Below are 21,780 nucleotides of genomic sequence, written 5' to 3'. Positions count from 1 at the left end.
CAAAAAGTAGGCTATGTAAAAATACTACATAAATAATGACAAAGAGTAGAGGGTACCGATGATGTGAAAAGGGATTAATTGCGGAAAGCGACGTATTTAAAAACGATATGTTTAAAAAACGACCCATTTAAAAGGGCAGGCTTGTTCACCTGCCCTAGTTCTTGCGAAAAGTCTTCTTGCGAAAAGCCTTCTTGCGAAAAGCCGTTAAGCAGCAACGGCTACCTGGGCTGCACCACGCTTGATAAACGCATAGCCTAAACCCGTCACCAATGAGCCAGCGACAATAGCGCCAAGGTAGAGTAGCGCCGGAGTAATGGCGTTGGGAATCAGCAGGACAAAGATGCCGCCGTGAGGCGCCATGAGCTGCGCACCGACCAGCATTGATAGGGCACCAGTGAGTGCGCCGCCCACCATACAGACTGGGATCACGCGAAGCGGGTCTTTGGCGGCGAAAGGTATTGCGCCTTCACTGATAAAGCAAAAGCCCAGTACAAAAGAGGCTTTGCCCGCTTCGCGCTCCGGTGCCGAGAACTTGTTGCTGGCGACAAAGCTGGCAATGCCCATACCAATGGCAGGCACCATCCCCGCTGCCATAATCGCCGCCATAGGGCCGTAGGTTTCTGAAGCCAGCAGTCCCACGCCGAAGGTGTAGGCGGCTTTGTTGACCGGGCCACCCAGATCGAAGCACATCATCGCCCCCAGCAGAATGCCTAGCAGCACCGCGTTGGTGGAGCCCATGGATTCCAAAAAGCTGGTCAGCGCATTAAGCAGCGCTGCGACCGGTTCGCCAATCACGTAGATCATGGTCAGGCCGGTAACCAAGCTGGCAACCAGTGGAATGATCAGGATTGGTTTGAGCGACTCAATGCTAGAGGGCAGTTTGACATAGCGGGTCACCGCTAGGGCCACGTAACCGGCTAAGAAGCCCGCCAAAATACCGCCGATAAAGCCGGAGCCGATATTGGCCGCCAGCATGCCGCCAATCATACCCGGTGCGATGCCGGGACGGTCGGCGATGGAATAGGCGATATAGCCTGCCAGCACTGGAATCATCAGCGCAAAGGCGGTGCCGCCACCGATCTGCATTAACGCCGCGGCCAGTGTGCCTTCCTGCTCAAAAGCTTCAATGCCAAACACAAAGGAGAGCGCAATCAGCAGGCCGCCCGCCACGACCATCGGCAGCATAAAGGAAACGCCGGTGAGCAGGTGCTTGTAAACGCCTTTCTCTTTAACGCTCTTATTCGCGGTACCTGCATTGCTACTGCCGCTCTCAATGGCGGCCTCGCTGAGTGCGGCTTCAAGTGTGGGGCGCGGCTTTTTCAGCGCGTTGCCGGTAGAGGTGCGGTAGATGCGTTTGCCTGCAAACCGCGACGGATCAACATCGATATCGCAGGCCAGTACGACGACGTCGGCCTCGGCAATCTCTTCTTCAGTTAGCTGAGACTGGGCACCTACCGAGCCTTGGGTTTCCACGCGAATGGCGTGGCCCATGGCTTTGCCCGCTTCCGCTAGCGCTTCAGCGGCCATAAAAGTGTGGGCCACGCCGGTGGGGCAGGCGGTGACGGCGACAATTTTCTTACCACCCGGCTTGCTGGCGGGGACGTCGGTGGGCGTGGCAGTAGGCGGAGTGTAGATAGGTGCTTCACGCTTGGCCTGAGCCAGAAAGCCGCTTGGATCCGGAAGAGCGCTGGCGATGGGCGCCTGGAAGAGCCGTTTGCCCTCAAAGCGTTCTGGGGCAGGTACGTGATCAGCGGCAACCACAATCAAATCGGCGTTGTCGATCTGCTCGGCAGTCGCGGCTTGCAGCGGCGCTATTTCAGCGTGCATTTCCACATGCACGGACCAGCCTTGGCGCTGGGCGGCTTGCTCTAGCCGCTTAGCCGCGAGGAAGGTTGTCGCCATGCCGCTGGGGCAGGCGGTAATCAGAATAATGTTCATAGCGTGGCTCCCTCGGTGATGGTGTCGTCAAGACGCCGTATCCGGGTGTGTTGTTGGAGTGAGTCGAAATCGGCAGCGTGGGGGTTGCCCACGCCAACGTGGCGCACGGCCTCGGCCGAGAGTGCAGTGGCAAAGCGCAGGGTTTGTTCGGCTTCTTGCTGGCCGTTCTGGTGAGTCAGCAGCCCGTGGAGCATGCCCGCAACAAAGGTATCGCCGGCGCAAACGGTATTCGTCGCGGTAACCTTGGGGGGAGTGGCGTGCCAGGCACCTTGAGCGTTAACCCATAGCACCCCTTCGGCACCGGCTGAAATAAGCGCATGGGCGATGCCGCTTTTATGCAGCCGTTTGGCCGCATTCAAACGCGCATCAGAAGAAGACATCTCCTCGCCCGCCCACTCCGCCAGTTCGTTTTCATTAGGCTTAACACCGGCAGGGTGAGCCGCTATCGCGGCATTGAGCGCTGGGCCGCTGGTATCTACCCAAAGCGGCACGCCGCTAGCGTTTAAATGGCTTAACAGCGCGCTGAAATCAATCAGTGACAACCCAGGGGGCAGGCTGCCCGCCACGACGACCGCTTCGGGTGGCGTCGCGCTGGAAAGCTCGGTATTTAGCGTGTCGATCAGCGCCTGCAAATGCGTGGCGTCAATGGGCATGCCGGGGCCATTAATATCGGTAACGCGGCCGCTCTGTTCCGCAATTTTGGCATTAATACGGGTTTCTCCCGGCACACGCACAAAGGCGTCGGTCAGGGAGTACTGAGTAAATGCCAATTGAAAGGGAGCGTCGTTATCGGCACCTAAAAAGCCGCTGACGGTGACGTCGTGACCAAGGCCTGCCAATACGCGGGCAACGTTAACGCCTTTGCCCGCTGCTTCTAATTGGGCGCTAGTGGGGCGGTTGACGCTGCCCAGCACCAAGGCGTCAAGGTTAAACGCCAAATCCAGTGCCGGGTTCAATGTAATGCATAGCACGCGGGCCATTAGCGCGCCTCCAGTGCATCGCGCACTTCATCGCTAGTCGCCTGATTCAGCGCTAACTGAGCGCTGGCTTGGGCATCAGCGAAGTCAAACTCGCGCAGGCGGGCTTTGACCAGCGGAATCTGCCGAGCGCTGACGGAGAGCTCGTCAACGCCAAGGCCTACCAGCACCGGAATAGCCACGGCGTCTGAGGCTAATTCGCCGCACACGCCGACCCATTTACCTTGGGTGTGGGCAGCCGCCACGGTCATTTGAATCAAACGTAGCACAGCAGGGTGCAAACCATCGGCTTGGGCAGAGAGCTCTGGGTGGCCGCGGTCGATAGCCAGGGTGTACTGAGTCAAGTCGTTAGTGCCTACCGAAAAGAAGTCGACTTCGGCGGCGAGGCTGGGCGCGAGCAGCGCGCTAGAGGGTATTTCAATCATCACCCCCAACTGCACATCAGTGGCGCGCTGGGAAGTAGGGATCTCTAGAAGCAAACGGTCATAAATGACTTTGACAGCGCGGAACTCGGCGATATCTTTGACCATCGGCAGCATAATACGTAGCGGCTGATGGGTACTGGCCATCAGTAGGGCCCGTAGCTGTGTTTCCAGTACCTCGGGCTGGGTCAGCGCTAAGCGAATGCCACGCAAGCCCAAGAAAGGGTTGTCTTCCTGGGGCACTGGCCAGTAGGGCAGCGGTTTGTCGCCGCCTACATCTAGAGTGCGAGCCACCAGCGGGCGTCCATCCAAGGCGTCAATCGCCTGGCGGTACTCGCCAATTTGGGTGGCTAAGTCCGGGGCGCTGGCGTGGGCCATAAACAGAAATTCAGTGCGCAGCAGGCCAACGCCTTCGGCACCGCGTTCCACCGCATCGGCGGCGTGGGCAGTGTTGCCTAAATTCGCCGCGACTTCGACACGATGACCGTCGCGAGTTTGGGCGATCTCAAAGCGTGTTTCCCAGGCGTCGGCTTCACGCTGCTGATGTTCTTGCAGCTGCTTCTCAGCACGCTGTAAGCGTTCCTCTGAGGGCTGCGGAGTCACACGACCTCGCTCGCCGTCCAGAATCATCATGCTGCCGTTATGCAAATTCATTACTGCTTGGCCTGCGCCGACGACGGCAGGGATGCCCAATGCCCGAGCCAAAATGGCGCTGTGCGCAGTGGCGCCACCGCGTACGGTAAGCAAGCCATGCACCCGCGATGTATCCAGGCGAGCGACATCAGAAGGGCCGATATCGTCCATGACCAGAATGTAGGGATGATCCGGCGGTTCGGGTAGCGTCACATCGCAGAGCACACCGAGTACCCGGCGGCCTACATCACGAAGGTCGGCGGCGCGTTGGGCCAGCAGGCGGTCGGCGAGCATCTCCTGGGCGTGAGCTGCGGTTTCAATCGCCTCCCACCAGGCGGCCTGGGCCGATAAGCCATCGCGAATGCCTTCTGCCGTCGCTTGGTAAAGCTCGGGGTCGTCGAGCATTTCCTCGTGCATCGAGAGAATATCGGCAACCTCAGCGCCAGGGGCATCGCGCACTAGGGTCTGCAACTGGGTGCCCGCCACTTTTAATGCCTCGCGCAGGCGGACCAGCTCATGCTCTGGATCGTCGCTGTGCTGAGGATAGTCAAACGTCAAGGGACGAATCACAAACACCGGTGCTATCGCCAAACCAGGGGAAGCAGCTACCCCAGTGTGGGGCGTGTCGCTGGCTAATGGCGTCACGCTGGGTGCTTGCGTATCAACGGCGGCGTTGTCTTCGCGCCCACCGTCAAACGGCGATACTTTTTCCCCCAGGCCGTCTTCAACCGCGGCGGCGACGGCTTCTAAGGCTTCGCTTGCTTGCTCCCCTTCGGCTGACAGCACCAGCCACTGGCCACGTCGTGCGCCCAAACCAATTACTTTGGTTAGGCTAGCCGCGGAAACCGGCGTCGCGCTGCCTTCTTCCAGGCGTACATTAATTGGCATGTGCTGTGAGCGAGCCACCTGCACCAGCTGTTTCGCCGGGCGGGCGTGCAGGCCGTGCGTATTAAGAACTCTAACGCGATGGGTGTGTGTATTGGCAGTCTCTCCTGCCAGGGAGGCTAGCAGTTGCGCGCTGGTTTTGCCCACTAGGCTCTGACTTTCACCGTTTTCTATCACTGCCATCAGTTGCTCTAGCAGCGGGCGGTGGGCATCGCCGTGAGCAGCTAAACAAAACAACGCATGTATTGGATGGTCAGCGCTTTCCAGGTTTTGTTCAGCAGGTGTGGCCACTCCTAGCGCGGGCTGATTAACGCCCTGGGCACTGCTGGCCAGCCACAGCCCTTTGCCCAGCCAGGTCGGCTGCGCTGCGGCGACGGCGGAAATAAAGCTGTTATCGACACAGCCGCTTTGGCGTAAGCGGGCGGCTGCAGCTAGGGCGAGTTCCTGTGGGTCTCGGGCGGGAAAATTGACGCACAGAGTATCGGCATCCAAGCGCGGTTCTAAGGCTGGTTTGGAAAGCAGCCGCGCTACATCTGCCGCGGAGGTGGCATTGGCCAACTGCTCGGAAACGCCCTCGCGATCCAGCACGTGAGTGAGCTGGCGCAGGATATCCAGGTGTTCATCGTTCTGGGCAGCGATGGTGACCAGTACATGCACCTGCTGGCCGTCGTGCCACTCGATCCCCTGGGGAAACTGCAACACCCTCACCCCAGTTTGTTTCACATACTGGCGGCTTTCTGGCGTACCGTGGGGGATTGCAATGGCGTTGCCTAGAAACGTTGAGGATTGCGCCTCACGGGCGTGTAGGCCGTCGCGGTACTCGGCCTCAACCAATCCGGCGTCAACCAGCGCCTCAGCGGCACTGTCCAGCGCGGTTTGCCAGCTGTCAGCGTGGCTGTCTAGCAAGATGTCATCGGAGCCGAGTGTCAACATAGTATTCTCCTGTAAACGCGCACTGCCGATTTTAGTAGGTCAACGTCGAAGCAGAGCCGAGTACATAAAGTGATCGTCGTTACATGATCATGGTAATGGCGTTGATGCCAGTGAGATGAACCGTGCCGTTTCAGTCGGTTTATCCTTGCCATTAAATCTGGGTATGGTGCTATGCTGAATCGATTCACTGAATGACACAAGGCTTGGGCGTTTAGACTTTGGTCTGGTGGGCGCTAACTTGCTGATAAACTGCTTGGTTACATTAAGGGAGACCCGAATGACTCTTGCCGATATTGCCCGGCTAGCCGGCGTCTCGCGCACGACCGCTAGCTATGTGATTAATGGTCAGGCCGAGCAGCGGCGCATAAGCGCAGCGACGATTGAAAAAGTGATGACGGTGGTTCGCCAGCACCGCTATCACATTGACCCCCAGGCGGCTGCGCTGCGCCGGGGTGCAAGTCGGTTGCTGGGGCTTATCGTGCCGGATCTGGAGAACATCAGTTATGCCCGCCTAGCTAAACGCTTGGAGCGTGGCGCACGGGAACAGGGCTATCAGCTGTTGATCGTAAGCTCTGATGACTGCGCCGAGAGTGAACGAACACTGGCGTTGGCGCTGCGTGCCCAGCGCTGTGAGGTGTTGATCACCGCTAGCTGTTTGCCCAGCGACGACACTTTTTATGCCGACCTGGTAGACGAAGGCTGGTGCGTGGTGGGAATGGATCGGGGCCTCAATCCGGCGCGCTTCGCCAGTGTCGTAAGTAACGATCAGGAGGCGGCAAAGACGTTGACCCGCTCGGTGATCGGCGCGGCAACCAAACGTGTTGCCTGGTTGGAAGCGATGCCGGATCTGTCGGTTAGCTGCGAACGGCGGGCGGGGTTTCAGGCAGCCCTTGAAGGCAGCATGATAGCGCCGCTTTATCTAACCGGATCCCACTATGAGCGCAGCGAAGGGGCGCGTTTAGCGATTCAACTGCTGGACGAGCAAGGCGGTGCCGACGCCCTGGTGACGGCGTCCTATACACTGATGGAAGGGGTGTTTGATGTGTTCCTAGAGCGTGGCGGCCTGCCGGGAAATATGCGGTTGGCCACCTTTGGCGACCACCGGCTGCTGGATTTTCTTCCTCAGCCCGTGAACTCGGCGCTACAGGATTATGACCGTATCGCCGAGTTAACGTTGAGCTGCGCCCTAGCCGCCATGAACGGCCAGTATGAGAGCGGGCTGCAGGTAGTGGCGCGCCATCTGCACCGGCGTTAAACCGTGCGCGCCTGGGCCCAAGCGGCTGCATCGGGTATCGACATGTCGTAGCTCTCGCTCAAGTAGGGCGAGGAGAGTAGAAAGTCGGCGCTCGCCGCATTGCAGGCGACCGGTACATTCCACAGTGCCGCTAAACGCAGCAGCGCTTTGACATCCGGGTCGTGGGGCTGGGGCGAGAAGGGATCCCAAAAGAAGATCAACACATCCAGCCGCTGCTCCGCAATCCGTGCGCCAATCTGCTGGTCTCCGCCTAGGGGGCCGCTCATTAAACCCTCGACATCTAATCCTAACGCGGTTTTAAGCCGCTTAGATGTTGTGCCTGTCCCGATCAGTTCGTGCTGGCTCAGCGTATCCTTCCAGCGGGTTGCCCATTCCAGCATTTCGCTCTTCTTGCCATCGTGGGCAATCAGCGCAATACGCTTGCGCGGTTGCAGGGTGCGGATGGCCTGGCGGGGCGGTTGCGCGTCACTCATTTGGTTACTTCCCTCATGGTTCTATTGTCTTTCGGTCTTATGGCCGAATGGCTTTTTTCTTGTTAAAGGTCGCAAAAGCTAAAAGCTCGCTATAGAGGTTAGACCGTTACTCACTATCAAAGGCAAGGATTTTCATCGTATTGGTGCCCCCATGGGCATTCATATGGTCGCCGCGAGTGAGAATGACATGCTCGCCCGGGTGGATAAATCCCTGCGCCTGCAAGCATTTCAAAGCCTCTTGGTTAAGGTTGGCCGGATCCATATCGGTGGTGTCGAAAGGTATTGAAACCACGCCACGATAGAGCGCCATGCGTCGTTGGGTGATAGGGCTGTGAGCCAACCCCACGATAGGCAGACCGGAACGAATGCGCGATGCAATCAGCGGTGTATAGCCGGTGGAGGTCATGCAGGCGATGGCGCTGACGCCGGATAAGTGATTCGCTGCATACATCGCCGATAGCGCAATGGTTTCATCGATGCGCTCGAACCCTTCATGAATGCGGTGGCCTGACTCTTGAGCGAGCCGCTCACGCTCGGCACCCAGACAAACGCGGTTCATCGCTTCGATGGTTTCTACCGGGTAATCACCCGCCGCGGTTTCCGCAGAGAGCATGACTGCATCGGTGGCGTCGAGCACCGCGTTAGCCACGTCGAAGACCTCGGCGCGGGTGGGCAGCGGCGACTCGATCATCGACTCCATCATCTGGGTGGCGGTAATGACGGCACGGTTGAGCGTACGTGCGTGCTTGATAATGCGCTTCTGAGTACCAATCAGCGCGGCGTCGCCAATCTCAACGCCCAGGTCGCCCCTGGCCACCATGACCGCCTCAGAGGCTTCAATGATGCCATCCAGCGTAGCATCGTCAGCAACCGCTTCGGCACGTTCAAGCTTAGCCACTAAGCCTATTTCTTTGCCGGCTTCGCCAAGCAGCTCGCGGGCTTCTTGCATATCCGCGGCGCTGCGCGGGAAGGAGACAGCTAAGTAGTCAACGCCGATCTCAATGGCGGTTTTTAGGTCAGCCTTGTCTTTTTCAGTGAGAGCGGGCGCTGAGAGTCCGCCGCCTTGTTTGTTAATGCCTTTATTGTTGGAGAGCTTGCCGCCCACGTGAACGCGGGTATGGACTTCTTGTCCAACTACTTGTGTGACATCGAGTACCAAGCGGCCATCGTCGAGCAGCAGGCGGTCGCCCTCAACAACATCATCGGCCAGGGTTTGATAGTCGCATCCGACGCGGTCTGCGGTGCCACTGTTGGCGTCCAGTGCCATATCCAAGACAAACGGCTGGCCGACCTCGAGTTTGACGGCGCCCTCGATGAAACGAGCAATACGAATTTTTGGCCCCTGCAGGTCGCCCAGGGCAGCAACGCTGCGGCCAAGGCCCTCGGCGATCTCGCGCACTTCGCTTAAGCGACGGCGGTGATCATCCGCCGAGCCGTGGGAGAAGTTAAGCCGTACCACATCCACACCGGCTTTTAGCATCGCTTCCAGCACGCCGGGGCGATCACTAGCGGGGCCAAGGGTGGCGACGATTTTGGTGCGCCGCAATGGAGTATGAGGGCTGGTCTGCGTGTGGGTAAGATGACTAGTAGACGCCGGAGCTTGTGTATTTGAGGTGGCTTTTGTCACGTGGGCGCTCTCCTTTTTAAGGGTATTGTTGGCGATTTAGTATTGGACTACGATAGCGTTTATATAGTAATTTTACTACATATTGGATTTTTACTAGCCTTTTGGGGCGGTTAAGACGCTATTTATCGGCCTCATGACGCTTAAATACGTATTTTTAGTAATTTTTTTACTAAAGGTACCACTTATTATTATTGGTCAATTGAGGAGCTAACATGACAATAAAAGTTGCAATTAACGGATTTGGTCGTATCGGCCGCAATGTGCTGCGCGCCCTTTATGAAAATAGCTACCGTGACCGTATTCAGGTCGTTGCTATTAACGATCTCGGCGACCCCTCGCTAAATTCCCACCTGCTGCGTCACGACACTGTGCATGGCCATTTTCCTTTTAAGGTAGAACACGACGCCGAAAGCATCACGGTGGATGGTGATCGTATCGCCATCTCTTCGGAGCGCGATCCAGCGCAGCTGCCATGGGCATCGATGAATATCGATCTAGTGATGGAGTGCACCGGGTTGTTTACCAAGCGCGAAGCGGCGGCCAAACATATCGAAGCGGGTGCCAAGCGCGTGCTGATTTCTGCACCCAGCCCGGATGCCGATGCGACGATTGTGTATGGCGTGAATGACCAGGTGTTGACCGCTGAGCACACCGTTGTCTCTAACGCTTCCTGCACCACCAACTGTTTAGCGCCGGTGGCAAAAGCGTTGAACGATGCGGTCGGTATCGAAAACGGTTTGATGACCACGGTGCACGCTTACACCAACGATCAGAATCTGTCGGATGTTTACCATACCGACCCTTACCGTGCGCGCAGTGCCACGCACTCGATGATCCCGACTAAAACCGGCGCTGCTGCTGCGGTGGGCTTGGTGCTACCAGAGCTGGCGGGTAAGTTTGACGGCCTGGCCGTTCGAGTACCGGTAATCAACGTCTCGCTGGTTGATCTGACCTTTACTGCCAGTCGCGATACCACTAAAGAAGAGATTAATGCCATCGTTGAGAAGGCCGCGGCTAACTCGCCGGTATTGGCCGTTAACGCTGAGCCGTTGGTGTCTATTGACTTTAACCACGATGCCAACTCTTCGACCTTCGATGCTAATCACACCCGTGTGAATGGGCGTCTGGTTAAAATTATGGCCTGGTACGACAACGAGTGGGGCTTCTCTAACCGCATGCTGGATACCGCGCTGGCCATGCAGGCGACTGCCAAGTAATGCACTGCTAATTATTGCAATGCTAAGCACTGCAATCTAAGGGCAGGTATCGCCCAGCAGCAGTTCAGTTTGCAGCAGCTGCTGGGCGAGGGGGACGCGGCCAAGAATCATCTGCGCCGCGACCCGCCCTTTACCCACGCTATCCTGGCGCACTGTGGTTAAACGCGGTGCCCGGTACTGCCCTTCTGCAATGCCGTCAAACCCGGTAATGCGTAACTCTTCCGGCACCCGAATACCGCGCTGCTCGGCGAGCGTTAGCGCCGTGAGCGCAATGCGGTCAGACATGCACAGCAGCAGGTCTGGCCGTTTTTCTATGGGCTGGTCGAGAATCTCGGCAATCACCGGCGAGCACACCTCAAAGGTATTCTCCTCGATATTCCAGAGCGGCACTTGCGCCACATCCACACCTTGCTCACCCAGTGCGGTATGAAAGCCCTCAAGGCGGGCGCGGCTGATGGTGCTGGTGTTAGGCAGCAGCGTGTGCTCGGCCGTCACGCGGCCGTTACAGACCTCTTTGGTCAAGCGCAGGTTGATAATTGCCGGGCGTTTGGGCAATTGGCTAAGCGCATGCTGGGCGATTTTATAGCTAGCAGCGGTGTCATCGATATGCACCGTCGGGCAGCCTTCAATATCAAAATCAACGGCCACCAGGGTGCGCTGGGCGGGCAGTTCATCCAGCAGTTTATTGTTGGGCATTAACCCGTAAACGATAAAGCCATCGGCGATATTGGCGGAGCCCGGCGGCTGTGAGGCGTGGCCGCGACCCGGCAATAACAGCAGCGTGTGGCCGTGGGCATCGAGAACCTCGGCGACCCCTGATAAAAACTCGCTGGCCACGGCGTCGTTCAAACTGTAGGTAAGGCTTTCTGCAAGAATCACCGCGATAATCCGCGAGCGGCCGGTGCGCAAGCTGCGCGCTTTGGCGTCAGGGCCGCTGTACCCCAGCCGTTTGGCCTCTTTGAGTATGCGTTCGCGCAGGGCTGGCGAGAGCTGATCCGGCCGGTTAAAGGCGTTGGAAATCGTCGCAGTGGAGACGTTGAGTTCCTGCGCAAGATCCTTGAGTGTCATACGGCGCTGATCAGTCACGGTACTTCCTTTACAGGCTTTTTTAATAATTGAAAATTTAGCTATTCAAAAGGTATGGATAATAAAATCGACCCGCTGAATGTTGCCACTCCCCATGATAAGCGAAAGGGAAGTTAGGCACACACAGAGGGTCGTTAATGCGGGTATCTTGGTTGTCTCTCGTGCTTAAGCCGCTGCTTGTTGAGTGGATAGCATTAGTGCTGCACCGTTCTCATCGAATAAGTGTACTTTTTCCCAATCTGCTGCGAGTGATACCTGCTGGCCTTCCCGCCACTGACTGGGGGCTTCGCTGCGATGGATCAGCAGCGTGTCGCCCTCTTTGGGTTCAAGGTAGACGTAAACCTCGTTACCTAAATACTCGACGTTGACGATATCGAAACAGTTGTCATCGGTGGGCGCCGCTAAGCATAGGTGCTCTGGGCGAATGCCGAGGGTCAACGCTTCGCCGCTTTGCCGCTGCTGGGCGTTCTGGGGCAGGGCGAGTTCGCCAATTCCCGCAGCTCGCACACGGCAGCCGTTAGCGTCACCAACGAGTAATTCAGCAGGCATGAAGTTCATGGTAGGGGAACCGATAAACCCGGCAACGAATTTCGTCGCGGGGCGCTGGTACAGCTCGTGGGGGCTGCCTACCTGCTCAACGTGGCCGCCATTGAGTACTACAATTTTGTCGGCCAGGGTCATGGCTTCGACCTGGTCGTGGGTGACGTAAATCATGGTTGAACCCAGGCGGTTATGCAGCCGGGCGATCTCGTTACGCATTTGTACCCGCAGCGAGGCATCCAGGTTGGAGAGCGGCTCGTCAAATAGCAGAATGCGCGGTTCACGCGCCATGGCTCGGCCCATGGCCACCCGCTGGCGCTGACCGCCAGAGAGCGCCTTGGGTTTGCGGTGGAGCAGCTCTTCTAGCTGCAGAATCCTGGCGGTAGCCATTACCCGCTCATGAACTGTTTCCTTGGTCGCTTTAGCCAGCTTTAAGCCAAACGCCATGTTGTCGTAAACGGTCATATGCGGATAGAGCGCGTAGGACTGAAACACCATGCCGACGCCGCGCTCCCGGGGCGGTAGGTCGTTGACGACCGTCTCGTCTATGCAGAGATCGCCATCGCTGATCGATTCCAAACCGGCGATCAGGCGTAAAAGCGTTGACTTGCCGCAGCCGGAGGGACCGACGAAGACCACAAACTCACCGTCGCCAATGTGTAGGTCAATATCGTTAATAATATGATCGCGGCCAAACACCTTGTTGACCTTATTAAGCGTAACACTTGCCATGGGTGACTCCTTGCCGACCTCAACGCTTGAGTCGCGTCAGGTCGGCTTGTTGTTGTGGGTTAAGGCTTTAACATTAAGCGACGCGCATAAAAGCCGCTTGATAGCCTGGTAGCGTCAGCCTGTTACCGTCACGCTGGGTGTTAAAGCCGTGGCCCTGCAAATCGCTTTCAATTGTTAATGGCAGGCTAACCGTCTGCGCCTCGTTGGTGAGATTGAAAACGCACAGCACTGTTTCATCACCTTTTTGTCGGCTAAAACCGAGCAGCGTTTCGCCCACATCGACCAGCGTTAAGTCACCATCGAATAGTGCGGGGTGCTGGCGGCGGAAGGCCAGCATGTTGCGCAGTGCATTCAAAGTGGAGTTGGCATCACCCTGTTGGCGGCTAACCGCCATATCCCGATGACTGGCCTCCATGGGTAGCCAAGGTTCAACGCTGGAAAAACCGCCATGTTCGCTGTCGTTCCAGGGCATGGGCGTGCGGCAACCGTCGCGGCCTTTAAATTCCGGCCACAGCACTTTGCCGTAAGGATCCTGAATGCGTTCAAACGGCACGTCGGCTTCCGGCAGACCGAGCTCTTCGCCTTGATAAAGGCAGACGCTACCGCGCAGCGAGCAGAGCATGGCCAGCATTACCTTGGGATAAGCGCGTGGATCCTCATCGGCTCCCCAGCGGGTGGCACTGCGCACCACATCATGATTGGAGGTTGCCCAGCAGGGCCAGGCGTCGCCCGCCAGGCGCTGAAAGCGCTCCAGTACTTCATGAATATAGCGCGCCGAGTGGGGCGTGTTGAGCAGGTCGAAGGTGTAGGCCATATGCAGCTTGTCGCCACCGGCGGTGTACTCGGCCATGCGCTCAAGCGGGTTATCGTCGCCAATTTCGCCCACGGTCGTGGTACCGGGATACTCGTCCATCAGCGCCCGTAGATCTTTCAAGAAGTCGAGGTTTTCGGGGCGGCTCAGGTCGTAGACGTGGCGCTGCCAAGTGTAGGGATTGCTATCCGGTGCGCCCAGGGTTTTAGCTTCGCCCTTGGGGACCGGCGGATTGTCGCGCAGCTCGGCATCGTGGAAGTAGAAGTTGACGGTATCCAAGCGGAAACCGTCCACGCCCAGCTCCAGCCAGAAACGCATATTGTCCAACTGCGCCTGACGTGCTTCCGGGTTATGAAAGTTAACGTCCGGCTGGCTGGTCAGGAAGTTATGCATATAGTACTGCTGGCGACGGGAATCAAACGTCCACGCCGGGCCGCCGAAAATTGATAGCCAGTTGTTGGGTGGCGTACCGTCGGGCTTGGGGTCGGCCCAGACAAACCAGTTGGCTTTAGGATTGCTGCGGTTTTGGCGACTCTCCTGAAACCAGGCGTGTTGATCCGAGGTGTGGCTTATGACCTGGTCGATCACTACCTTTAAGCCCAGCGAGTGAGCTTTTGCCAGCAGCGCTTTAAAATCTTCCAAGGTGCCGAACATGGGATCGACATCGCAATAATCGCTAATATCGTAGCCAAAATCGAGCATCGGCGAGGTAAAAAACGGCGATAGCCAAATGCCGTCCACATTGAGGGAGGCAACGTAATCGAGTTTTTCGGTAATACCGTTAAGATCGCCAATACCGTCGCCGTGGCTATCCATAAAGCTGCGCGGGTAGATCTGGTAAATAACCCCGCCGCGCCACCAGAGTGTGTTGTCTTGCCCAGTTGTGGCGTCTTGCCCCGTTGTAGCGACTTGCATCGTAGAGTCCATCGTTGACATAAAAAAATTCCTTATCCTTTAACGGCGCCTGCAGTAAGGCCTGACACAATGCGGCGCTGGAAGATAATCACCAATACGACCAGTGGCACCGTGACCACCACAGAAGCGGCCATAATCGGCCCCCAGGGCAGTTCGTAGGCACTGCCGCCTGACAGCAGCGCAATAGCAACGGGGACCGTGCGCTGGTCATCGGTCAGCGTGAAGGTGAGGGCAAACAGAAACTCGTTCCAAGCGGCGATAAATGCCAGCAGGCCGGTGGTCGCCATGGCGGGCCACATCAGCGGCAAAAATACTTTCGTGATGGTTATCCAGGGCGTGGCGCCGTCCATGATGGCGGCCTCTTCCAGCTCCATGGGCAGCTGCTTCATAAAGGTGGTCAATACCCATACGGTGAAGGGCAGGGTGAAGATGGTGTAGCTTAAAATCAGCCCGGCGGGATTGTTATAGAGATTGAGCGCACGGATCACCTCAAAAAGCCCCGAAAGCACCGCCACCTGGGGAAACATTGACACCCCAAGAATTACCAGTAGTACCGTGGAGCGGCCCCGAAAGCGCACCCGGCCCAGGGCGTAAGAGGCGGTAATGCCGAGTAGCAGGGCGATAAACACCACGCTAAACGCCACCACAATGGAGTTGAAAATAGCGCGCAGAAAGCTGGTCTGGCTAAAAATGCTGATGTAGTTATCGAAGTTCCAGTTCGACGGCCAAAGCTCGACGCGGAACAGGTCGCTCGACGGTTTTAACGAGGTAACCACCGCGTAGTAGAAGGGGAAAACGGCGTACACCATGATCAGCACAATCAGCGCCCAAAAACCGATGCGCTTGGCTATTTTGGCCAACTGACGCGTATTCATTAGTCGCCTCCCAATTGGATTTGTTTACGCCCCACGTAGAGGTAAGCCACGGTAGCCAGGGCAATGATTAAGAACAGCAGGGTAGAGGCGGCGCTGCCGTAACCGACATCCTGAAACTCGACCAGCTGTTGGCGGGCATAGACCGACATCGACATGGTGCTGGTAGAGTTGGAGGTGAGTACGTAAATAACATCGAAGACGCGCAGTGCATCCAGCAGGCGGAAGATCACCGCAACCATTAACGCCGGGGTAATCAACGGTAGGGTCACCTTGAAGAACACCCGTACCGGGTGAATGCCGTCTACCTCGGCGGCCTCGTAGCAATCCTTGGGCAGCATCTGCAGAGCCGCAAGCACCAGCAGCGCCACGAAGGGAATGGTTTTCCACACATCGACCATAATCACCGCCCACATGGAGTAGGCGGCGTTCGCCGTCCACGCGATGGGGGCATCGATAATGCCCACGTTCATCAGCAGGTGATTGATGATGCCGAATTGGTCGTTGAGCATCCACGCCCACATTTGCGCAGAAACGATGGTGGGGATTGCCCAGGGAATCAGCACCGCAGCGCGCACAATTACCCGCCCCTTAAACTCGGCGTTCAAAATCAGCGCCACAATCACCCCGAAAACCACTTCCAGCGATACCGACACCACCGAGAAGTAGACGGTGTTCCATACCGACTGCCACCATACCGAATCGGCCAGTACCCCATACCAGCGGCCATTGTCATAGACGAGGTAATTCTCAAAGCCAATCAGATTGGCAGCGCCTAAATCTGACAGTGATGCATCGGTGAAGCTGAGAAAAAAGGTGCGCACCAGTGGCCAACCGGCGACCAGGGTTAGCACAATCAGCATGGGGGCTAAAAAGAGCCAGGCGGCTTTAACCCGCTGGCGGCGAACCTTGGTGCCCCGGCGCGGTTTGGTAGTGAAAGAACGCACCCCGGCGGGCGCGTCATCGTGCTTGATGGAGGTCGACATGGAAGGGCTCCAGGGTTACCAGTTGCGACGCTTCAGGCGAGCCAATTCGTCTTCAAGGTCGGCGACCGCTTGAGTGCCATCTTTAGTGCCGGAAAGCACCTCATGGGAAGTGCTGAAGAAGGCGTTACTCACCCGCCCATAGGCATCGCCGGTGGGGGCAGAGGGGCGAGCGACCGCATTGACGAAGGTGTCGTAAAGGGTGCCAAAGAAGGGCACCGCCTCAAGCACTTCGTCATCTTTATAGAGGGCGTCGATAGTGGGGTTGTAAGAGGCCTGTATGGCGCGACGCTTCTGCTCCTCTTCACCGGTCAGGAAGGCGACCAGCTCGGCGGCCAGCTCGGGGTGTTCGCTGTAGCGCGATACGGCCAGATTCCAACCGCCTAGGCCAGCGGCACTTTGGCCGTTTTCGCCACCTGCGGGCAGTTGGGTAACGCCCACATTGCCGCGAACGTCACTGTCTTCGCTTTGGGCCAGCGCCCAGGCGTAGGGCCAGTTGCGCATAAACACCGCATTGCCGCCCTGGAAGACACCGCGTGCTTCCTCTTCGGTGTAATTGAGCACGCCGTTAGGCGAGATATCGCCAATCCAAGAAGCGGCTAAGTCGAGCGCTTCGGCGGCGTGTTCGTTGTTAATGCTTATCTCGCCATCGGCTTCCACAACGGTTCCGCCGCCAAAGCTGGCGACCCACTCAAGGGCGTTAACGGTCAAGCCCTCATAAGCACGGCCTTGAAACACATACCCCTGCATGCGGTCGTTGCCCTCGGCGCGTTCGGCTTCTTTAATTTCGCGGGCAATCTCGGTGAGTTCCTGCCAGGTGGTCGGGGCTTCATGCCCATATTTTTCTAACAAATCTTCGCGGTAGTAGAGCACGCCCGCATCGGTGAACCACGGCATGGCGACTAAGCGGTCATCGATGGTGTTGTTGGTAACGATGGTGTCAAAGTGCCCGGCCGCAGCGTCATCGCCAAGCACTTCGTTGAGATCGAGTAGGTGATTGGCGAGCAGGCCGGGCCACACCACGTCAATTTGCATCACATCGATATCGCTGGAGTTAGCCGAAAGTATCTGTTGGTAGAGCGAAAGGCGCTCAGTGGAGGAGTTGGGCGTTGAAACTACATCAACGCTATGGCCGGTTTTCTCCTCCCAGGCGGCGACGCCTTCCTGGCACAGGGTCAGCTCTGCGCCTACCGCACCACAGGAAATGGTGAGTTCTTCAGCCTGAGCCTGGCTTGTTGCGCTCAGCGTGCTAGCTACTGCGATGGCGGTAGTGATTAAAGTCTTTTTCATAACGGCGTACCTCGATGATTATTGTTGTGGATGGTGTGGCATCTAAATTAGCGTTAATTCACGAACTCAACGTTGGCTCAATCGCTCTCTTAATCTTTATCTTAATCGATTAAGATTGTGCTGCTCAGTTAGCCGCTTTGATCGAGGAAGTTCAATAGCGACTTTTGTCTAACGGAGTTATTCAGTTTTCACTAAATAAAATCGTTCCTTAGACATTAGTCGTTAATTAGCAACTAGCCGTTGGTAAAAAGAGACTTAATCGATTAAGTTTTGTCTGTCTTTCCTAAGGCATTGAGGTGTTTCATGACAGTCGCTCTCCCCTGGGCGAACCGTGCAAGGGAAGTATTATCGATTTGATCTTAATCGATTTAGATAAAAGCGCTTATAAATAGCGGCTTACCAATAACAAAAGGGTACTCAAAACAATGCATAAAATGACATTTAAAACGCCGTTAGCCATTGCTATTGCCGCCGCCAGCTTAGGGATGAGTGGTGTTGCTTCGGCACAAATGACCATGGAACAACGCTTTGCCGAGCTTGAAGCCCGCATTGAAGCCGCCGAACAGCGCGCTGATGCCGCCGAGCGCCGTGCTGAGATTGCCGAGCAATCACAGTCGACTGCCGTGGCGACAGAGAGCGATGCGGAGATCGAAGAGCGTCTGGCCCGGGTGGAACGTTACGCCGATGGCGAAGAGGGCTTATCATTTAACGTTTATGCGCGTTCAGGCTTGTTGATTGGTGAAGATGGTAAAAGCGAGAATGCGGGCCCTTACCTGACACCTGCGGGTGGAGAGGGCGGCGCCGTTGGCCGTTTAGGCAATGAGCCGGATACTTACGCCGAAGCGATTTTCAACTACCGCATGCAGTTCGATAACGGCGCCAAAGCGCTTTACCGCACCATGATTGCTGACGGCACGACCTCCAGCAATGACTGGACCGGTGGTGAGTCTAATCTTAATGTGCGCCAAGTTTTTGCTGAATTCAGCGATCTTCCCAGCTTTACCGGCGCCTTTGAAAACGCCTCTATTTGGGCTGGTAAGCGCTTTGACCGCGATAACTTCGATATCCATTGGCTAGACAGTGATGTAATTTTCCTGGCCGGTACCGGTGGCGGTATCTACGATATGCAGTTGGCAGAGAACTGGAAGTCTAACCTGTCGATTTATGGCCGTAGCTTTGCTGACTATCCGATTGTTGACCGCGAGAATCCCGGTCTTGAAGGCGATACCGACAACCTGATCCTGACCTCCAACAACTACTTCGGTAACTGGCAGTGGATGGTCAACGGTATGTCCGCGGCGGACAACGACGAGCGCGACATTGATGTCGGCCAAACCGCAGCCGATACCGGTTTCCATACCATGATTGCCTATCACGGCGACAGCTTCTTCGGCATGGGCGAGGGTAATTTCAAAGCGGCGGTGCTGCATGGACAAGGGCTGGGTGCCGAAACCAAAAGCCTAGGTTCACGAGGTGATCTCACCGATGACGCTACCTCTACGCGCTTAGCGCTCTACGGCACTACTTATATTGCCCCACAGTGGCGCGTTGCCCCCTCAATTCTGGCTGAAACCAGCGAAGACCGTTATGTCCAAGGTGATAAGTACAACTGGGCGGGCCTTAACGTGCGCCTAGCCAACGAGTTAACGCAAAACTTTGAGATGCAGTACGAAGCGGGCTATCAGTGGATGGATCTAGATCCCCAGGGTTACAGCGGTCGCAACGCGGTCGATGGTGGCTTCAGCAAGTTCACCATTGCGCCCACCTTCAAGCCTGAAGTCGGCGGTTTCTGGCAGCGTCCTGAGATTCGCCTGTTCACCACCTTCAGCGATTGGGATGACGACCTCAACAATTATGGTGCTAGCGCACTGGGCAACGAAGGCTTTACCGGTGGACAGTGGACCTTCGGTGTACAAAGCGAAGTGTGGTTCTAAACGATACGAATTAGTTCGCTTTTAACTGTTTCTTCCGACTGTTTCTTCTCCAATGCACTTTGCCCGCGCCATGTCGCGGGCTTTTTGTTTGCTCGGCGAAGCCAGCAAACCCGGACACCTGAAAGAAGGTGTCGTCACCCCGACTGAGGGGAAGACAATCCGACTGGCAAGGGCGTCACTGGCCAACGGTGGGGTCTCCGGGGCGCCGGCCGGAAGTAAGCCATAGGAGGTTAACGGTACACAACGCAAGTGAACCTGCTTCGGCAGTACAGGTGGGTAAGCGTGCAAAATAGCGCGACGCCCGAGACTCAGTCAGACCTGTACTGTGTTTGAGGGTGGCATCGTTGACAGGGAGCCGGTGCAGTAACCGGGGAAGCCTGGCACCGAGTCCGGCAAAGCCGGAGGTTGTGGTTCAAGGTGAAAGCCAAGGCGACAACAGGTGTGAGGTGGCAGCGGTCCGACGCATCGAATCGTCCGCTACGCGGACGACATCCTGATCCTTTGCGGTTCACAGGCTGGAGCGGAGAATGCGTTGAGGGTGGCCCAACATTATCTGGAGGTTGAGCTGAAGCTGACAGTCAACGCCACCAAGACCCACATCGTGCACAGCGACGAGGGGGTCAAGTTCCTGGGCGTGGTGATCCACACCAAGTACACCCGTATCCAGGAAAAGAAGGTGGTGACACTTAAGCAGAAGGTGAAAGCGTTGACGAAGCGCAATCGAGGTGCGGGACTTGCGGTGATCATCCGCGAGTTGAACCTTGTGCTGCGAGGCTTTGCCAACTACTTCCGGGTAGCGAACTGTGCACGGGTGCTAAAACAGGTGATGAGCTGGATCAGGCGACGACTTCGCTGTCTCCAGCTCAAACAGTGGAAGAAGCCGAGTCGGTTGCATCGAAGGCTTAAACAGCTGGGCTACCGCCCGCCGTTTAAGTTTATCAAGATGCAAAGCTGGCGAAACGCGTCGTCGCCGCTGGCTCATCTGGCGATACCCAATGCCTACCTGCATGACGATCTGAGGTTGCTGGACTTAACCCAGGTCAAAACGGGCATCACTGCCCCCGAGTTCGGGGGTAAGTTAATGGCATGAGCCGTATACGTGGTCCGTATGTACGGTTCTGTGAGTGGGATGAGGCGGTAACGCCTCACCCTACTCGATATTGCGGGCCAATTGAGTATATTAGCCGTGCGGTAGAGATTTAGCCTCTCAAAGCGTCTATCAAAAGAACGTCAAGCCGACTTGGAACAGGCGCTCCACATCGCGGATGCGGCGCTTGTCGATCACGAATAGAATCACGTGGTCGCCGCTCTCCACCATCACATCGCCGTGGGCGATGATGACCTCTTTGCCGCGCACAATCGCACCGATGGTCGTGCCGTCGGGTAGGCCGATATCGCGGATGGTACGGCCCACCACTTTTGATGACTGCTTATCGCCGTGGGCGATGGCTTCAATGGCCTCGGCGGCGCCCCGGCGCAGCGAGTGGACGTTGACGATATCGCCCCGGCGCACGTGGGTCAGCAGGCTGCCAATGGTCGCCTGTTGGGGAGAAATAGCGATATCGATCTCGCCCCCCTGCACCAAGTCCACATAGGCGGCGTTGTTGATCAGCGTCAGCACCTTCTTCGCCCCTAAGCGTTTAGCCAGCAGCGACGACATGATATTGACCTCGTCGTCGTTGGTCAGCGCGCAGAAGATATCGCACTCTTCGATATTCTCCTCTTCCAGCAAGCGCTTGCTGGTGGCGCTACCGTGGAGCACCACGGTGCGATCCAAACGCTCAGACAGCGTGGTGCAGCGCTCCAGGCTATGCTCAATGATCTTGACCTGGTGGCTATGCTCCAGGTGCTCCGCCAGCCGCTCGCCGATGTTGCCACCCCCGGCGATCACCACGCGACGGAAATCCCGCTCGACCCGGCGCAGCTCGCTCATCACCGCGCGAATATCCCGGCGAGCAGCAAGGAAGAACACCTCGTCGTCGGCTTCGATGACCGTATCACCACGGGGGATAATCGGTCGGTTACGGCGGTAAATCGCCGCCACCCGGGTATCCACGTTGGGCATATGGCGGCGCAAAAAGGCCAAGTCCTGACCTACCAGCGGGCCGCCGTAGAAGGCTTTCACCGCCACCAGCTGTACCAAGCCGCCGGCAAACTCCAATACCTGTAGGGCACCAGGATGCTCAATCAGGCGGCGTACGTGGTCGGTGACCACCTGCTCGGGGCTGATCAGTACATCAATAGGGATCGCTTCGTG

Annotated in this window: 16 protein-coding genes; 4 read left to right on the top strand and 12 right to left on the bottom strand. The window is 57.0% G+C overall.

What is annotated here, in order from left to right; translation table 11 throughout:
• Window positions 1-204 precede the first annotated feature (204 nt).
• The 3 genes from RZA33_RS15645 to ptsP are packed head-to-tail and all read right to left on the bottom strand — an operon-like array spanning window position 205 to window position 5,788.
• Window positions 205-1,938, bottom strand: a complete 1,734-nt coding sequence (locus tag RZA33_RS15645; protein ID WP_317508638.1) for a PTS fructose-like transporter subunit IIB — start codon at window positions 1,936-1,938, stop codon at window positions 205-207.
• Complete coding sequence (gene pfkB, locus RZA33_RS15640; protein WP_317508637.1) at window positions 1,935-2,918, bottom strand: 1-phosphofructokinase; 984 nt, start codon at window positions 2,916-2,918, stop codon at window positions 1,935-1,937. Before pfkB ends, RZA33_RS15645 begins: the two co-directional genes overlap by 4 nt.
• Window positions 2,918-5,788: a phosphoenolpyruvate--protein phosphotransferase gene (gene ptsP / locus RZA33_RS15635; protein WP_317508636.1), complete on the bottom strand. Its 2,871-nt coding sequence runs from the start codon at window positions 5,786-5,788 to the stop codon at window positions 2,918-2,920. Before ptsP ends, pfkB begins: the two co-directional genes overlap by 1 nt.
• Before the next feature lie 277 nt (window positions 5,789-6,065).
• Here ptsP and cra point away from each other — a divergent pair, with 277 nt between their 5' ends.
• Complete coding sequence (gene cra / locus RZA33_RS15630; RefSeq protein ID WP_317508635.1) at window positions 6,066-7,043, top strand: catabolite repressor/activator; 978 nt, start codon at window positions 6,066-6,068, stop codon at window positions 7,041-7,043.
• Here cra and RZA33_RS15625 read toward each other — a convergent pair.
• Together RZA33_RS15625 and pyk are read right to left on the bottom strand one after the other, a co-directional pair.
• Window positions 7,040-7,516: a methylglyoxal synthase gene (locus RZA33_RS15625; protein ID WP_317508634.1), complete on the bottom strand. Its 477-nt coding sequence runs from the start codon at window positions 7,514-7,516 to the stop codon at window positions 7,040-7,042. The genes cra and RZA33_RS15625 overlap by 4 nt on opposite strands.
• Window positions 7,517-7,622: 106 nt before the next feature.
• Window positions 7,623-9,143: a pyruvate kinase gene (gene pyk, locus RZA33_RS15620; RefSeq protein ID WP_317508633.1), complete on the bottom strand. Its 1,521-nt coding sequence runs from the start codon at window positions 9,141-9,143 to the stop codon at window positions 7,623-7,625.
• A 212-nt stretch (window positions 9,144-9,355) separates the two neighbouring features.
• On the opposite strand from pyk, the gene gap reads away from it, so the two are divergent.
• A complete protein-coding gene (gap, locus tag RZA33_RS15615) occupies window positions 9,356-10,360 on the top strand; it encodes a type I glyceraldehyde-3-phosphate dehydrogenase (protein ID WP_317508632.1) in 1,005 nt (334 codons plus the stop codon).
• A 36-nt stretch (window positions 10,361-10,396) separates the two neighbouring features.
• Here the strand turns inward: gap and RZA33_RS15610 are convergent, their stop codons facing one another.
• The 6 genes from RZA33_RS15610 to RZA33_RS15585 all read right to left on the bottom strand — a co-directional run bounded on the left by RZA33_RS15610 (window position 10,397) and on the right by RZA33_RS15585 (window position 17,589).
• Window positions 10,397-11,446, bottom strand: coding sequence for a LacI family DNA-binding transcriptional regulator (locus RZA33_RS15610; RefSeq protein WP_317508631.1), 1,050 nt, complete (start codon window positions 11,444-11,446; stop codon window positions 10,397-10,399).
• A 165-nt stretch (window positions 11,447-11,611) separates the two neighbouring features.
• The gene (locus tag RZA33_RS15605; RefSeq protein ID WP_317508630.1) at window positions 11,612-12,718 is read right to left on the bottom strand and encodes a sn-glycerol-3-phosphate ABC transporter ATP-binding protein UgpC; all 1,107 of its coding nucleotides are present in this window, start codon (window positions 12,716-12,718) and stop codon (window positions 11,612-11,614) included.
• A 73-nt stretch (window positions 12,719-12,791) separates the two neighbouring features.
• Window positions 12,792-14,465 (bottom strand): alpha-glucosidase family protein, encoded by a 1,674-nt coding sequence (locus RZA33_RS15600; protein WP_416337876.1) that lies wholly within the window; start codon window positions 14,463-14,465, stop codon window positions 12,792-12,794.
• An 11-nt stretch (window positions 14,466-14,476) separates the two neighbouring features.
• Window positions 14,477-15,319 carry a carbohydrate ABC transporter permease gene (locus RZA33_RS15595; RefSeq protein WP_317508629.1) on the bottom strand — a complete coding sequence of 281 codons (843 nt, stop codon included), beginning with the start codon at window positions 15,317-15,319 and terminating at the stop codon, window positions 14,477-14,479.
• Window positions 15,319-16,302, bottom strand: coding sequence for a sugar ABC transporter permease (locus RZA33_RS15590; RefSeq protein ID WP_317508628.1), 984 nt, complete (start codon window positions 16,300-16,302; stop codon window positions 15,319-15,321). The genes RZA33_RS15595 and RZA33_RS15590 overlap by 1 nt, the downstream gene beginning before the upstream one ends.
• Before the next feature lie 15 nt (window positions 16,303-16,317).
• Window positions 16,318-17,589 (bottom strand): ABC transporter substrate-binding protein, encoded by a 1,272-nt coding sequence (locus RZA33_RS15585; RefSeq protein ID WP_317508627.1) that lies wholly within the window; start codon window positions 17,587-17,589, stop codon window positions 16,318-16,320.
• 425 nt (window positions 17,590-18,014) lie between these two features.
• Here RZA33_RS15585 and RZA33_RS15580 point away from each other — a divergent pair, with 425 nt between their 5' ends.
• Complete coding sequence (locus RZA33_RS15580) at window positions 18,015-19,523, top strand: carbohydrate porin (RefSeq protein WP_317508626.1); 1,509 nt, start codon at window positions 18,015-18,017, stop codon at window positions 19,521-19,523.
• A 469-nt stretch (window positions 19,524-19,992) separates the two neighbouring features.
• Window positions 19,993-20,613 carry a group II intron maturase-specific domain-containing protein gene (locus RZA33_RS15575; protein WP_317508699.1) on the top strand — a complete coding sequence of 207 codons (621 nt, stop codon included), beginning with the start codon at window positions 19,993-19,995 and terminating at the stop codon, window positions 20,611-20,613.
• A gap of 129 nt (window positions 20,614-20,742) precedes the next feature.
• On the opposite strand, the gene trkA is transcribed toward RZA33_RS15575, so the two are convergent.
• Window positions 20,743-21,780 (bottom strand): Trk system potassium transporter TrkA (gene trkA, locus RZA33_RS15570; RefSeq protein WP_317508625.1); only part of this gene is annotated, 1,038 nt, incomplete at its 5' end.

The sequence above is a fragment of the Halovibrio sp. HP20-59 genome, from assembly GCF_033052795.2.
Classification (GTDB): domain Bacteria; phylum Pseudomonadota; class Gammaproteobacteria; order Pseudomonadales; family Halomonadaceae; genus Vreelandella.
Note: the sequence above shows the minus strand (reverse complement) of the source record. Positions and strands in the feature narration are given on the sequence as shown.